We start from the raw sequence: 13,128 nt of genomic DNA on the forward strand, positions 1-13,128 counted from the left end.
ATGGTGGATAGGAATTTTATAGAAAGGCTAAGAAAGGTATACGCCATCTACACTGGTGGTCTCATATTGCTTCTTATTCTTCTTTACATTGGTGAAAAGTTCTTTGGACTTTCTCCCACCTTTATAGGCTATGTTTTCCTTTTCGGAACTATAGCGGTATACGCTGCCATAGGTATTATTTCAAGAACGGGTCAAGTTGCGGAATACTATGTGGCAGGAAGAAGAGTGCCTGCGGTTTTTAACGGAATGGCAACTGCAGCGGACTGGATGTCCGCAGCCTCTTTTATAGGAATGGCTGGAGCTCTCGCACTTCAGGGTTATAACGGTCTTGCTTTCATTATGGGATGGACTGGAGGATACGTGCTTTTGGGTGTCCTTATAGCACCCTATCTGAGAAAGTTTGGTGCATACACCATTCCAGACTTCTTGGATGCCCGATATGGTGGCAAGTTTCCGAGGTTTGTAGGTATAGTGGCAACTCTTATAGTGTCCTTTACCTACCTTGTTGCACAGATAACTGGTGTTGGAATAATCGCCAGCAGGCTCTTGGGTCTCCCCTTTGAAGTGGGTGTCTTTGTGGGTCTTGTAGGTATTCTGGTTTGCTCCTTTCTCGGTGGTATGAAGGCGGTTACATGGACGCAGGTCGCTCAATATATAGTGCTAATAATAGCCTATCTAATACCAGTGACCGTTCTCTCTTATAAATACACAGGCAATCCCATATCTCAAGTCTCCTACGGCTTTGCTCTTCAGGGTATAGAGCAAAAATTTGCACAGCTAAGGGAAGACCCAAAGGAGCAGGAAGTTAGAGAGATATGGAAAAAGAGGGCAGAAGAGCTAAAGGCAAAAATAGAGACACTGCCTCAGAGCTGGGAGCAAGGCAAAAGGGAGCTTGAGGAAAAGCTAAGGGCTCTGCCTGCGGATGACCCCCAAAGGGCGGAGATAGAAAAACAGCTAAAAGAGTATCCTAAGTCTCCTGAGGAAGCCAAGGAAAAGTGGACTGATGCCATGAAAAAGGCAACTGAGGCTTCTAAACCTCCAAAATCCTACATAACTCCTCCTTCTGATGCAAAAGGCATGGCAAACTTTCTTGCACTCACGCTTATGCTTATGCTCGGAACCGCAGGACTTCCACACGTTATAATGAGGTTTTACACCACACCAACGGTAAGGGAAGCAAGAACCTCTGCAGGATGGGCTCTCTTCTTCATACTTCTTCTATACATAACCGCACCAGCTTATGCAGCCTTTGGAAGGTATGAGATGCTAAACTTGGTAGGCAAAGCCTTTAGTGAACTTCCTGACTGGGTCCAAAAATGGGCAAAGGTAAACCTAATAACCATAAGGGACCTAAACGGAGATGGTATAGTGCAGTTTGCAGAGATATCCATACATCCAGATATGATAGTGCTTGCTACTCCAGAGATAGCTGGTCTTCCTTATGTTATAGCTGGCTTTGTGGCAGCGGGAGGTCTTGCTGCAGCACTTTCCACTGCGGACGGATTGCTTATTACCATCTCTAACGCCATATCTCACGACCTTTATTACAAGATGATAAACCCTAACCTTTCACCTTCTACAAGGGTTAAGATAGGAAAAGCTCTACTGCTTGTGGTTGCCCTTATAGGTGCCTATGTTGCCAGCTTCAGGCTTGCTATAATCGTTGAACTCGTTGCCTGGGCTTTCTCTCTTGCCGCAGCTTCTCTCTTCCCAGCTCTCGTGCTTGGTATATGGGACAAGAGGATGAACAAGCAGGGAGCTATAGCGGGTATGATAGTGGGTCTTACTGCAACCATCATATACCTATACCTTAGCAGGTTCAAAGGCATAGAGCTTTTCGGCATAAAGCCCATAGCATCCGGTATATTTGGCATGCCTCTTAACTTCCTCGTTGCCCTTGTGGTCTCAAGGCTTACACCACCCCCGCCTCAGAAGCTCCAAGAGTTTGTAGACAGCATACGCTATCCAAAGGGTGCAGTAAAGGCTGGAGCTCAGGAGTAATGGAGCAATTCCTCAATTACACCCTTGCCTTTTATATGTGGCTCGTCCTTGGGCGAGCCGCCCTATCCTTCTTCACGACAGATAGAAGAAACTTCTTCTACAACATGCTTTATATGCCTACAGAACCCGCATACAGGGTCTACAGGAAGTTTCTTCCCTGTTGTCATACCCTTGCCATAGTCATAACCCTTTTACTACTTAGGTATGCGGTCATAAAGTTACTCTAATGTTAGACGCAGAAAGGTTTCTCTCGGAGATTGAACCCTTTAACCTTCTCAGTGAAAAGCAGAGAAGAGCTATAGCCCATAACCTATTGGTGGAATGCTACAAAAAAGGTGAGGTAATATTTAAAGAAGGCTCAAAACCTTTAGAGTTTCTATACATACTTAGAAGTGGCAGTGTTCTGCTTGAGAGAGAAGGAGAGCCAGTAGAATACCTCCATGAAGGTGAGTGCTTTGGATATGTGTCTTTGATGAGCAAAAACCCACCAACTTCAACCGCAAAGGCTGTAGAAGATAGTGTGGTTTTTTTACTTAATAGAAAGATTTTTAGCTCCCTGATGGGAGAGCACGAAGGATTTAGAGAATATTTTACTCAAAAATTGGCAAGAAGGTTGGTTGCCTCAAAAAAACAACATACCTCCACGGTAGAAAAACATATGGAAGTTCTTCTTGAAGACCTAAACCTAAGACCACCACTTACCCTTGATGGCTCTAAGACAGTTGAGGAAGCTATAAGAGAAATGGTGGCAAAGGATAGCACCTATGTTCTTGTAAGACTTCAAGAGGGTCTGGGAATACTAACCGAGAGGGATGTGCTAAAGAGGGTATTAGCCAAAGGGCTAAAGCCAGAGGAAGTAAAACTGAAAGATGTTGCCACCTTTCCAGTAGTTTCTATAGAAAGCAATAAAACCCTTTACGAAGCCATGGTGCTTATGGCAAGGCATGGCATAAGGAAGATACTCGTTCTCAAAAACAGCACACCCATAGGCTTGCTTGAGGACAGAGATATTATAGCCTATGAGAGCAAGAATGCGGTTCTACTTATAAAGGAGATAGACAAGGCAAAGACAGTGCAAGAGCTAAGATACCTTTACGGACTTGTAAGGGAGCAGGTGTTGGATTTGGTCTTTCATGGCACAGACCCAGAAAAACTTGGAGAATACATATCAGAGATAAACGACCGCTTTATGAAAAGGGCGGTTTACATAGCTTTGAATAGGCTTGGAGAAGAACCCCTCGTTCCCTTTAGCATAATGGTCTTAGGAAGCGAAGGCAGGAAGGAGCAAAGCCTAAAAACAGACCAAGACAACGCACTTATATATCAAGACTATCCACTTCTTGACTTTGAGCCAAGAGCATATTTTGAAAGGTTTTCAAAAGTCTACATAGAGGTTCTTCTTCAGATAGGCTTTCCGCCGTGTCCTGGTAATGTGATGATATCAAACCCCTTCTGGAGAAGGTCTGCAGGAGAATGGGAAAGGGTGGTGTCAGAGTGGATTGAAAAGCCAAAGCCAGAAAACATACTTAACGTGGCGATTTTCTTTGACTTCAGAAATGTGTTTGGTGACCAAACTTTGGTGCAAAGACTGTGGCAACACGTGAAAAATAGCATAGAGAAAAACCCGGGCTTTATTCCCTTCCTTGCGGTAGATGCAGTAAGGTTTAAGCCACCTCTTGGATTTTTTAGAGACTTTGTAGTAGAAAGAAGTGGAGAGCATAAGGGCGAGATAGACATTAAAAAGGGTGGCATATTCCCCATAACTCAGGGTGTGCGAGCCTTAGCACTTGAAAAGGGCATATCTCAACAAAACACCTTTGAGCGTATAGAGGAGTTAAGTAAAAACGGAGTTTTAACACCAGAATATGCAAAAGACTTAAAAGAAGCCTACAGATTTCTCCTCGGTATAAGGTTCAAGTTTCAGGCACAAAAGATAAAAGAAGGCAAAGAGCCAGACAACTACATAAACCCTGACCAACTATCAAAGGCAGAAAAGGGAACGCTTAAGGATGTATTCAGGATAATAAAAGAGTTTCAAGAGTTTCTATATGAAAGATACAACTTGAGGTATTTTGAATGATAAGGGCTCTCATAGATAAACTCTTAGGGAGCAGGGAAGAGCTTAGCTGGGAGGTAAACAAAGAGACAAAAATTGAGGACCTGTGCTTTGTAGTCTTTGATACAGAAACTACTGGGCTTGACCTTAAAAAGGACGAAGCTCTAGGTATTGGTGCGGTAAAGATAGAAAACCTCAGAATAGACCTAAGCAAAAATTTCTATGCCCTTCTAAAGCCCACAAAGGAGTATAACGAATCAATAAAAGTGCACGGCATAACCCCAGAGGATTTACGCAGTGCAAGAGAGAGAAAAGAGATATGCATGGAGTTTTTAGAGTACGCAAAGGGATATATACTTGCAGGATACTTTCTTCAAATTGACATAGCCATGCTCAAAAGGCTTATAAAAGAGGAGTGTGGGTTTTCCCTGAAAGCCTACGCCCTTGACCTGCTCGACTTAGTGGAACACAAGGGTAAAGTGCCAACCCTTGAAGAACTTCTAAAAATCTTTAAACTTCCCATATCAACCCAACACAACGCCCTTGAGGATGCATATATGACCGCCCTCCTATTGTTAAGACTTCTGAAAGATGGAAACTACAAGAAACTCAAAGACCTTCCCGTTAGGAGATTTTAGCTCCTTATTTATCCCTTAAGTTATACGAGGGTTGCTTTTCTCAAGGCTTTGATTTATAAGGGTTTTAACTTGCGGGGGGAGGATTTGAACCTCCGACCTTCGGGTTATGAGCCCGACGAGCTACCAGGCTGCTCCACCCCGCGTAGGAATGTATTATTATAGCATCACAGCTCCACCAAGTCAAGAGGGATTTCCGATAAAGGCTCTGCATATCCACCCTTTACAACCACTATATTCTCAAGCCTTATGCCAAACTTTCCAGGCAGGTATATACCCGGTTCCACAGTAAAAACCATCCCCTCTTCTATCTTCACATCCTTGTCTTTGCCCTTGTAATAAACCCTTGGATATTCATGTATTTCAACACCCACACCGTGTCCAAGAGAATGGTTAAAGAACTTGCCAAAACCCTTCTTTCTTATGTATTCCCTTGCGGTCTTGTCAATCTCTCCCAGTTTCTTTCCTACTTTTATCTTCTCAAGTGCAAGGAGATGAGCATCTCTTACCACAGTGTAAACCTTCTTAAACTCGCTATCCGCCTTTCCCAAAAAGATTGTTCTTGTGAAGTCCGTGCAATAGCCTTTCCACAAAAGCCCCATGTCTATGAGAATTGGCTCACCGTGTTTTATAGTCTTTTGAGAGGTCTCGTAGTGAGGTATAGCAGAACCCTTACCACTTGCCACTATGGCAGGAAAGCTCTCACCACTTGCCCCTGCTTTGAAAAACTCCCCCACAAGCCAAGACCTTACCTCAAGCTCAGTCATTCCTTCTCTTAGCTCATGCAAAAGCCTTTTGTATATCTTGTCGCTAATTTTCACCCCTTCCTTCATTATCCTTAGCTCTTCCTCATCCTTTATAGCCCTCACTTCCTTTAGAATGCCCGAAACGCCCTTCCATATAAAGCTACCCTTTAGAGCCTTCCTAAACTCACAACTCACCCTATCCTCTTCATAGCCTACCTTGGAAACCTTTAGTCTTTTTAGGAAGTTCTTTATCACCCTTATGGCATTTTCTTTAATGAGCACCACATCCCAGTCTTTTAGAGTAGACCTGGCTTTTTCGTAATACCTGCCATCGGTCAAAAGATGATAAGAGTCCCTTGTAATGACCACATAGGCATGGCTTGACCTAAAGCCAGAGAGATAGAAAACGTTAGCCTGCGAACTAAAAACAAAAGCGTCAAGTTTATGCTTTTTCAAAAGCTCCTGAGCCTTTTCTATCCTTTTCATGACCTGCCCTCAAGGATTCTTCTGTATTTGTTTACAGTCCTCCTTGCTATGTGTATGCCTCTATCTTTTAGTAGCTTTGAAATCTCTTGGTCAGAAAGCCTGCCCTTTTCAGATTGAAGTATCTCCTTTATGGCTTTCATTATCTCTTCTTTGCTATAGCCTTCCTTTGTCTCCCTTAGGAAAAAGGACCTAAGAGGGAACACTCCTATGGGAGTTTTTGCATACTTTCTGCTAACTATCCTGCTTACCGTTGAGAGGCTAACCTCTGCCCTTTGGGCTACTTCACTGAGGGTCAGGCTCTTTAGAGGTTCTTTCCCCAGCATAAAGCCTGCCTGTCTTTCCAAAATTAGGTCTCCAACCACACGCATAACCCTCCTTCTCATTTCCAATATAAAAGTTATAGGCTTTAGACTCCCTACCGCCTCCACATCCCAAAAGTCTTCCATAAGAAAAACATACCACTGACTTCCATCGTATTCAAAGACCACATCCACACTACCGCCTTTATACGCCGCTTGACTACCTTCAAAGGGGCTAAGTTTTAACCTTGACAAAACCTCTCTTGCTCTAAGGTCTTTGCTTTTACCCTTTAGCACCTTTAAGACTTCTCTGTGAAGCTCTTCCTCCTTAGGGTATAGCTCCTCAAGTTGGACAAGTATAAACTCCTCAAGGTTTCTACTGGCAGCACCCAAAGGTTCAATCTCTTTCATTATAAACTCTCTTATCTCCTCCACATACTCAGGGCTAACTCCGTAGTGTTTGGCTATTTCTCCTATGTCTCCGAGGAAAAATCCCTTGTGGTTAAGTCCAGATATTATCTCAAGGGCTATGTCAAGGTCAAGACCGTCAAACTCATACCTTACTTGTTCTTCAACCTTACTTATTTCGCTTTGTGTAAAGATAGGTTGACGTTCTGTGTATTCCTCATAGAACCATCTTGGTTTTGTCTTTAGTGTCAGCTTTATCTGAGGGTTTTCTTCTTGTTTTAGCTCAAGCTCTTGCAGAAGTTCCTCCGAGGTCTTTAAAAGTAATTCAAGGCTGTTTTCTATTTTCAGTAGCATGCTCGTCTTTACTTGTGGCAAAACCCTTATGGGCTTATCCTTCAACCTTCTCCTCCTGCTTTGCAGTTATAAAGATGCTCACAATTCTGTTTCCTTCCATTTTATCCACCACAAACTTAAACCCATCGTAGAAAAACTCATCTCCTTCCTCTGGAACCTTTGAAAGTTTTGCCATTACAAAGCCACCTATTGTATCATATTCGTAGTCTTCTGGAAGTCCAAAGCCTATTCTCTTCGCCACCGTTTCCACATCTACCCATCCGCTTACCATGTATGTATCCTTGGAAACTTTGACTATGTCCTCTTCCCAGCTTTCTGGCACGTCTCCAAAGAGATACTTCATTATGTCGTATACGCTCACAAGACCAGAGATCTCTCCATGCTCACCCACCACAAGGGCAGTTTGAGTTCCATGAGCCCTCATCTCCTTTATAAGTTCTGTTATGCTAAGTATCTCTGGCACAAAGAGTGCCTCCCTCTTGAAGTCCTTCAGAGGTCTCCGCAGATTTTTTGAGATGGGAACCAAGTCCTTTACGTACAGCATACCCACTACGTTGTCAGGGTTTTTTGAAAAAAGTGGTATCTTACTATGCTTTCTTTGGATTATCTCCTCAATCACCTCTTCTAAGAGGCTATCTTCTGGTAACATAAATATGTCTGGTCTTGGGGTCATAATCTCCTTCACTGTGGTATCCTTTAGGCTTATAGCCCTTTCCACAACTTCCAAATCCTTCTTATCAAAATATCCAATAGACATACCTGTTTCAAGTAGCTCCATAAAGGTATCTCTGGAATCTTTACCCTTTTCTTCTACCTCTACAAGACCTATAAGTTTGCTAACTGGTCCTATAAGGACTGTGCGAATAGGCTTTATAAGTCCATGGATGAGGATAAAGGGCACATAGTATATGGGAGCAAGCCTTGTGGTAAAGGGTAGAACTGTGTTTTTTGGAAGCACCTCACCAAAGACAAATATTAGCATGCTTGAGAAAATAACCGCAAAGCCTGCACCCTTTGGACCCATAAGGTCCACAAATAGCTTTGTCCCATACGAGGATATGAGTATGTTTACCAGCTCGTTTCCAAGCAGGATGGTAAGGAGCACTTCTCTAGGTTTTGAAAGCAGTCTCAGAAGAGCCCTGTATATCCTTTTCCTTTCTTTGAGTTTGAGAAGATACCTGTTTGCACCAAAAAAGACCACCTCTGAGGAGCTAAAAAAGCCAGACATGAATAGTAGAAAAAGAAATATAAGCACCTCAGTATAGATTGCATGAGACGAGCCGTCCATTCCGCTTTACCTCCCTAACTTCCTGCTCACACTCTTTTATTCTATACTTGCATTGAGAGAAAAAGGGACAAGGGCTTGGCAGGCTTTCCTCCACAAAATCCTCAAAGACCTCCTTCCTCTGGGAGGGATGCCTTGCTGGGACTGTGTCTAAAAGATACTGGGTATAGGGATGTAGAGGATTTTTGAGCACCTCCTTTGATAGACCAAGCTCCACAAGTTTTCCTCTGTATAGAACGCCTACCCTATCTGAAACCCTTTCAACCGCCCTTATATCGTGGGTTATAAGCAGGGTGCTTATTCCCTCTTCTTTTAGCCTGAGAAAAAGCTCTAATATGCCCGCCCTGTAGCTCATATCAAGGGCTGAGGTAGGCTCGTCCGCCACTATCAGCTTTGGTTTCAAGACTATAGCCCTTGCTATAGCAACCCTTTGTCTTTGACCTCCAGAGAGCTCTTCTGGTCTTCTTTCTATGAAACCCTCCTCAAGCCCAGCCATAAGCAAGGACTGAAGCACCTTCTCTTCTTTGTCTTTTTCTCCATGAACGAGCAGTGGCTCTTGTATTATTTCCTTTACCTTCATGCGTGGGTTTAGAGAGCTCCTTGGGTCTTGGAAAACCGCTGAAACAAGCCTTGTGTATTCCCTTCCCATTTGGAAAGGGTCTTTACCTTCAAAGAGAACTCTCCCTGAGGTTGGTTTTTCAAGTCTGAGAATGACCTTACCTATAGTGCTCTTGCCAGAACCAGACTCCCCCACAAGAGAGAGTATCTCTCCGTATCCCATCTCAAAGCTCACCTCTTTTGCCGCCCAGATAGACCTTTTGGAGAATAGACCAATGGTAAAGACCTTGGAAAGTTTTTCTATACGAAGTAGCTCCTCTTTCATATAGTCCTGGAAAACCTCTGCTCCTTTTTTGTCTTTATATACTGGTCAAAGACCATAGCGATGTTTCTTATCAAAAGCCTACCTTCTGGCAAGACCTTTATACTTCTGTCCTCTATCTTTAAAAGACCATCCCTTTCCATATCCATGAGCTCCTCTAACTCTGAAGAAAAGTGTTCTTCAAACCTTATACCAAAAGACCGGTCTATTTTCTCAAAGTCACAACGGAAATTGCACATAAGCTCCATTATAACCTCACGCCTTATGAAGTCCTCTTCTGTAAGGATGTAGCCTCTCATGGTGGGTAGTTTTCCTGAGTCAAGGGCAAGGTAATATTCTCTTATGGTCTTGTAGTTCTGGAAATATCCCTCATGGAGCATGCCTATAGAGGTTGCACCTATACCTATTAGGTCTACACCTTTCTTGGTAGTGTAGCCTTGGAAGTTCCTCCAAAGAGTCCCATCTCTTTGGGCTTGAGCCAGCTCGTCTTCGGGCTTAGCAAAGTGGTCCATACCTATAAAGACATAACCTGCCTTTTGGAAAAGGTCTATGGTCATCTCCAATATGGTTAGCTTGTCCTCTGGTGGTGGCAGTGTGGAGGGGTCTATTTTCCTTTGCAAAGGCTTAAGCCAAGGCACGTAGGCAAAGTTAAAGACCGCTGTCCTGTCTGGGTCAAGCTCTATGGTTTGAAGCAGGGTCTTTCTAAACTTCTCTGGTGTTTGATAAGGCAGTCCATATATAAGGTCTATGTTTATACTCTTAAAGCCCAGACTTCTTAGGTCTTTCATAACCTTCCGCATAAGTTCGTAGGGTTGTATACGGTTTATAGCCCTTTGCACTTCTGGGTCAAGGTCTTGAAGTCCCATACTTACACGGTTAAAGCCCACCTCCCTTAGGGTTTCCAGTTGACCTTTTGAAAGGTATCTGGGGTCTATTTCTACGCTTATCTCCGCATCCGGTGAGATATTAAAGACCTCTCTTATTTTGCCAAAAAACTCTCTTATCTCCTCATTGCTTAAGAAGTTTGGAGTGCCACCACCCCAGTGGAGTTGAACCACTGGTCTTGAAGTATCAAGGTAGCCCTTGAGCATTTCCATTTCTCTGTAGACATAGTCCAGGTATCTTTTAGTAACATCTTTCCTGTGGGAGATTATCACATTACAGCCGCAGAACCAGCAGGCACTTTCGCAAAAGGGTATATGAAAATAGAGAGAAAGGGGTCTCTTAGAAAAATTGCTCTGAAGAAGCATTCTCTTGTAATCCTCTTCCCTTACTTCCTCGTTAAACTCTGTAGCAGGGGGATAGCTTGTGTATCTTGGACCAGGACGGTCATACTTTTTTATGAGGCTTTCGTTAAAAACAGTTTTCATAAGATATAAATATAGTCTCTTTTCAAGTGGGGGCATTGCCCCCAGAGGAATTTACTTCACGTATTCTGTCGCAGCCCTTCCCACCTCTTTTGCAAGTTCTGTCATACCACCCCTGAATTGAAAGGCTTTGTCAAAACCTAAGGCTCTGAGTGCGGTAACCACCGCTGCAGCCCTGTCTCCCGTATGGCACACCACCACTATTTTCCTGTCCTTTGGAAGCTTGTTTAGGTTTTCTTCTTTGAAGAGTTCATGCATGGGTATGTAGAGGGTGTTTTTCCATGTGGGTCCTACCACTGCAATCTCCGCAGGAGTTCTTACATCAAGAATCACAAAGTCTTCGCCCTTTTGTATCATCTGGAGAAGCTGTTGAGTGGTTATTTGGCAAGGTCTTTGCCTGAGAACCTCTGGCGTCATCTGAGAAAACATGCCATTGAAACGTTTTGCAAGCTCCTTATCGTAAGAAAGGGCTGTCCCCACAAGGCTCAAAGCTCCCAAGGTTAAGGTAAGCAGTATTTTTTTCATGGCTTTCCTCCTTTGATGATTTTAGTCATTTATTCAATTATAAGTATATTCTAATACTTTGTCAATGCTTATCATAAAGGGCTATTAACCTCTGCCTATGTTATACTTTTGTGTTAGCAACTTTTAAAGGAGGTAGCTAAGTGGCAAACATAGTGATAACCCCTATGACCTTTAGACCAACCTATGAGCTTGATGCGGAGATAGTGGAGCGTAAAGGCACTGGACATCCAGACACCATATGCGACTACCTTGCGGAAAACCTTTCAAGAGAACTGTGCTTGTGGTATTTGAGAGAATACGGTGCGGTTATGCATCATAATGTGGATAAGGCACTTCTTGTGGGTGGTGTTGCAAGGGCGGAGTTTGGCGGTGGTGAGGTTATAGAACCCATAGAGATATACCTTGTGGGTAGAGCAATATTAGAAAAAGATGGCAAAAGGCTTGACGCTCATGACCTTGCGGTAGAAAGTGCAAAAAGATGGTTAAGGGAAAATATAAAGAATTTGGATGTGGAAAAACATGTGGTTATACACACAAAGATAAAACCTGGAAGCAAAGACTTGGTGGAGCTTTTTGAAAGATTTCAGAAAAAGGGCGAAGTGCCACTGGCAAACGACACCTCCTTCGGCGTAGGTTATGCACCCCTTGATAGCTTAGAGAGGGCTGTATTTGAGGCGGAAAGGTTTCTAAACTCAGAGGAGATGAAAAAAGAGCATCCGGAGATAGGAGAAGACATAAAGGTTATGGGCGTGCGTATAAAGGACAAGTCTAGGCTCACTATAGCACTCGCCTTTGTAGGTAAGTATATAAGGGACATCCAAGAGTATTTCCAAAAGAAAGAGGAAATACACAGAAAGGTCAAAGAAAGGGTAGAATCCATCGTATCCAAAGAGGTGGATGTTTTCATAAACACAGCAGACAGCAGGGAAAATAACTCTGTCTACATTACAGTGACTGGCACATCCGCAGAGCAAGGAGACGATGGTCAGGTGGGTCGTGGCAATAGGGTAAATGGTCTGATAACTCCCTACAGACCCATGAGCCTTGAGGCAGCAGCAGGTAAAAACCCAATCTCTCACATAGGCAAGATATACAACAGGGTTGCAAACCTCATAGCCCAGAGGGTAGTGGAGGAAGTGGAAGAGGTGGAGGAAGCCTGCTGCTATATAGTCTCACAAATAGGAAAACCCATAAACGAACCTCAGGTCTTGGATGTGAGCGTAAGAACCAGGAAAGACCTCAAAAGCCTTGAAGAGCTTGTGAGGAAAATAGCACAAGAAGAGCTTGATAAGATGCCTGAAGTTTGGAAAGGCTTTGTGGAGGGTCTATATCCAGTAGCCTGATTAATATCATAAACTTTTGAAATAAAAAGGCAAAGATGGTAGAATAAAAACATGGAATACGTAGGCATTTTGCTGTTTTTCTTTATCGCCTTGTTTATAGGGCTTGCCTTTAGCTTTCTTAATGACCTGCTTGGTCCAAAGACAAAGGAAAAAATGGAAGGCTATCCCTACGAATGCGGTGTTCCTCTGTATGACCCAGAGGCAAGAGGAGTCTTTAAGCAAGGTTATTATCTGTTAGGTATTTCTCTTATTCTTTTTGACATTGAGGTAGCCTTTCTCTTTCCATGGGTAGTTGTCTTTGAAGAGGTAGGTCTTTATGGACTTGTGGGGGCATTGCTGTTTATCTTTATTCTTACCCTTGGTCTTGCTTACGAGTGGAAGAAGGGGGCTCTCAAGTGGCAGTTTTAGACAAAAAGGATATCTTATAAGAGGCTATGACAATCTTGTTATATGGAGTTAGCAAACCCTTTATGAAGTCAGAGACTAAGGAGGAGCTAACTAAAGAACTTGCAACAAAGGCAGATATCGCAGAAGTTAGAACGGAGATAGAAAAGGTTAGGGCGGATCTCAGTGCGGAAGTAGAAAAAGTCAGGGCAGAGGTAAAAGTGCTTGAGGTAAGGTTTACTGCGGAGCTAAGGCTTATCAAGTTATGGCTTATTATTCTCACGGTGCTTGTAGCGGTCTTTAACAGAGACGCTTTGGGCTTAATTTTAGAGATAATAAGACTTTTAAAGTAAGGAGGT

General features: G+C 43.2%; 13 protein-coding genes and 1 tRNA gene. 7 read left to right on the plus strand and 7 right to left on the minus strand.

Annotated features, from left to right (window positions below; all coding sequences use genetic code 11):
- Genes IAE16_RS00845 through IAE16_RS00860 form a run of 4 tightly spaced genes read left to right on the plus strand, consistent with a single transcriptional unit; the run spans position 1 to position 4,695 of the window.
- Complete coding sequence (locus IAE16_RS00845; protein ID WP_323700811.1) at positions 1-2,001, plus strand: sodium:solute symporter family protein; 2,001 nt, start codon at positions 1-3, stop codon at positions 1,999-2,001.
- Positions 2,001-2,228: a YggT family protein gene (locus IAE16_RS00850; protein WP_323700812.1), complete on the plus strand. Its 228-nt coding sequence runs from the start codon at positions 2,001-2,003 to the stop codon at positions 2,226-2,228. The genes IAE16_RS00845 and IAE16_RS00850 overlap by 1 nt, the downstream gene beginning before the upstream one ends.
- A complete protein-coding gene (locus IAE16_RS00855; protein ID WP_323700813.1) occupies positions 2,228-4,081 on the plus strand; it encodes a putative nucleotidyltransferase substrate binding domain-containing protein in 1,854 nt (617 codons plus the stop codon). Before IAE16_RS00850 ends, IAE16_RS00855 begins: the two co-directional genes overlap by 1 nt.
- Positions 4,078-4,695: a 3'-5' exonuclease gene (locus IAE16_RS00860; protein ID WP_323700815.1), complete on the plus strand. Its 618-nt coding sequence runs from the start codon at positions 4,078-4,080 to the stop codon at positions 4,693-4,695. Before IAE16_RS00855 ends, IAE16_RS00860 begins: the two co-directional genes overlap by 4 nt.
- 69 nt (positions 4,696-4,764) lie before the next feature.
- Here IAE16_RS00860 and IAE16_RS00865 read toward each other — a convergent pair.
- From IAE16_RS00865 to IAE16_RS00895, 7 genes are all read right to left on the minus strand, one after another.
- A tRNA-Met gene (locus IAE16_RS00865) sits at positions 4,765-4,838 on the minus strand.
- Positions 4,839-4,859: 21 nt separating this feature from the next.
- Positions 4,860-5,924: a M24 family metallopeptidase gene (locus tag IAE16_RS00870; protein ID WP_323700816.1), complete on the minus strand. Its 1,065-nt coding sequence runs from the start codon at positions 5,922-5,924 to the stop codon at positions 4,860-4,862.
- A complete protein-coding gene (locus IAE16_RS00875) occupies positions 5,921-7,030 on the minus strand; it encodes an RNA polymerase factor sigma-54 (RefSeq protein WP_323700818.1) in 1,110 nt (369 codons plus the stop codon). Before IAE16_RS00875 ends, IAE16_RS00870 begins: the two co-directional genes overlap by 4 nt.
- On the minus strand, positions 7,020-8,273 hold the full coding sequence (locus IAE16_RS00880) for a hemolysin family protein (protein WP_323700819.1): 1,254 nt from the start codon (positions 8,271-8,273) through the stop codon (positions 7,020-7,022). Before IAE16_RS00880 ends, IAE16_RS00875 begins: the two co-directional genes overlap by 11 nt.
- Positions 8,242-9,153 (minus strand): oligopeptide/dipeptide ABC transporter ATP-binding protein, encoded by a 912-nt coding sequence (locus IAE16_RS00885; RefSeq protein WP_323700820.1) that lies wholly within the window; start codon positions 9,151-9,153, stop codon positions 8,242-8,244. Before IAE16_RS00885 ends, IAE16_RS00880 begins: the two co-directional genes overlap by 32 nt.
- Positions 9,150-10,520 (minus strand): oxygen-independent coproporphyrinogen III oxidase, encoded by a 1,371-nt coding sequence (hemN, locus tag IAE16_RS00890; protein WP_323700821.1) that lies wholly within the window; start codon positions 10,518-10,520, stop codon positions 9,150-9,152. The genes IAE16_RS00885 and hemN overlap by 4 nt, the downstream gene beginning before the upstream one ends.
- Positions 10,521-10,571: 51 nt before the next feature.
- Positions 10,572-11,042 (minus strand): rhodanese-like domain-containing protein, encoded by a 471-nt coding sequence (locus tag IAE16_RS00895; protein WP_323700822.1) that lies wholly within the window; start codon positions 11,040-11,042, stop codon positions 10,572-10,574.
- Positions 11,043-11,182: 140 nt separating this feature from the next.
- Between IAE16_RS00895 and IAE16_RS00900 the strand changes: the two genes are divergently transcribed.
- The 3 genes from IAE16_RS00900 (at position 11,183) to IAE16_RS00910 (ending at position 13,122) form a co-directional block, all read left to right on the plus strand.
- The gene (locus IAE16_RS00900; protein ID WP_323700823.1) at positions 11,183-12,385 is read left to right on the plus strand and encodes a methionine adenosyltransferase; all 1,203 of its coding nucleotides are present in this window, start codon (positions 11,183-11,185) and stop codon (positions 12,383-12,385) included.
- Positions 12,386-12,436: 51 nt separating this feature from the next.
- Positions 12,437-12,793 (plus strand): NADH-quinone oxidoreductase subunit A, encoded by a 357-nt coding sequence (locus IAE16_RS00905; protein ID WP_071212165.1) that lies wholly within the window; start codon positions 12,437-12,439, stop codon positions 12,791-12,793.
- 62 nt (positions 12,794-12,855) lie between these two features.
- The gene (locus tag IAE16_RS00910) at positions 12,856-13,122 is read left to right on the plus strand and encodes a hypothetical protein (RefSeq protein ID WP_323700824.1); all 267 of its coding nucleotides are present in this window, start codon (positions 12,856-12,858) and stop codon (positions 13,120-13,122) included.
- Positions 13,123-13,128 lie beyond the last annotated feature (6 nt).

The organism is Hydrogenobacter sp. T-2 (assembly GCF_033971325.1).
Classification (GTDB): Bacteria; Aquificota; Aquificia; order Aquificales; family Aquificaceae; genus Pampinifervens; species Pampinifervens diazotrophicum.

Excerpts from the sequence above, each read along its gene's own strand:
- IAE16_RS00845 (WP_323700811.1), top strand. The coding sequence starts at position 1 with ATGGTGGATAGGAATTTTATAGAAAGGCTAAGAAAGGTATACGCCATC.
- IAE16_RS00885 (WP_323700820.1), bottom strand. The coding sequence starts at position 9,153 with ATGAAAGAGGAGCTACTTCGTATAGAAAAACTTTCCAAGGTCTTTACC.
- hemN (WP_323700821.1), bottom strand. The coding sequence starts at position 10,520 with ATGAAAACTGTTTTTAACGAAAGCCTCATAAAAAAGTATGACCGTCCT.
- IAE16_RS00850 (WP_323700812.1), top strand. The coding sequence starts at position 2,001 with ATGGAGCAATTCCTCAATTACACCCTTGCCTTTTATATGTGGCTCGTC.
- IAE16_RS00855 (WP_323700813.1), top strand. The coding sequence starts at position 2,228 with ATGTTAGACGCAGAAAGGTTTCTCTCGGAGATTGAACCCTTTAACCTT.
- IAE16_RS00895 (WP_323700822.1), bottom strand. The coding sequence starts at position 11,042 with ATGAAAAAAATACTGCTTACCTTAACCTTGGGAGCTTTGAGCCTTGTG.
- IAE16_RS00870 (WP_323700816.1), bottom strand. The coding sequence starts at position 5,924 with ATGAAAAGGATAGAAAAGGCTCAGGAGCTTTTGAAAAAGCATAAACTT.
- IAE16_RS00880 (WP_323700819.1), bottom strand. The coding sequence starts at position 8,273 with ATGGACGGCTCGTCTCATGCAATCTATACTGAGGTGCTTATATTTCTT.
- IAE16_RS00910 (WP_323700824.1), top strand. The coding sequence starts at position 12,856 with ATGAAGTCAGAGACTAAGGAGGAGCTAACTAAAGAACTTGCAACAAAG.
- IAE16_RS00905 (WP_071212165.1), top strand. The coding sequence starts at position 12,437 with ATGGAATACGTAGGCATTTTGCTGTTTTTCTTTATCGCCTTGTTTATA.
- IAE16_RS00860 (WP_323700815.1), top strand. The coding sequence starts at position 4,078 with ATGATAAGGGCTCTCATAGATAAACTCTTAGGGAGCAGGGAAGAGCTT.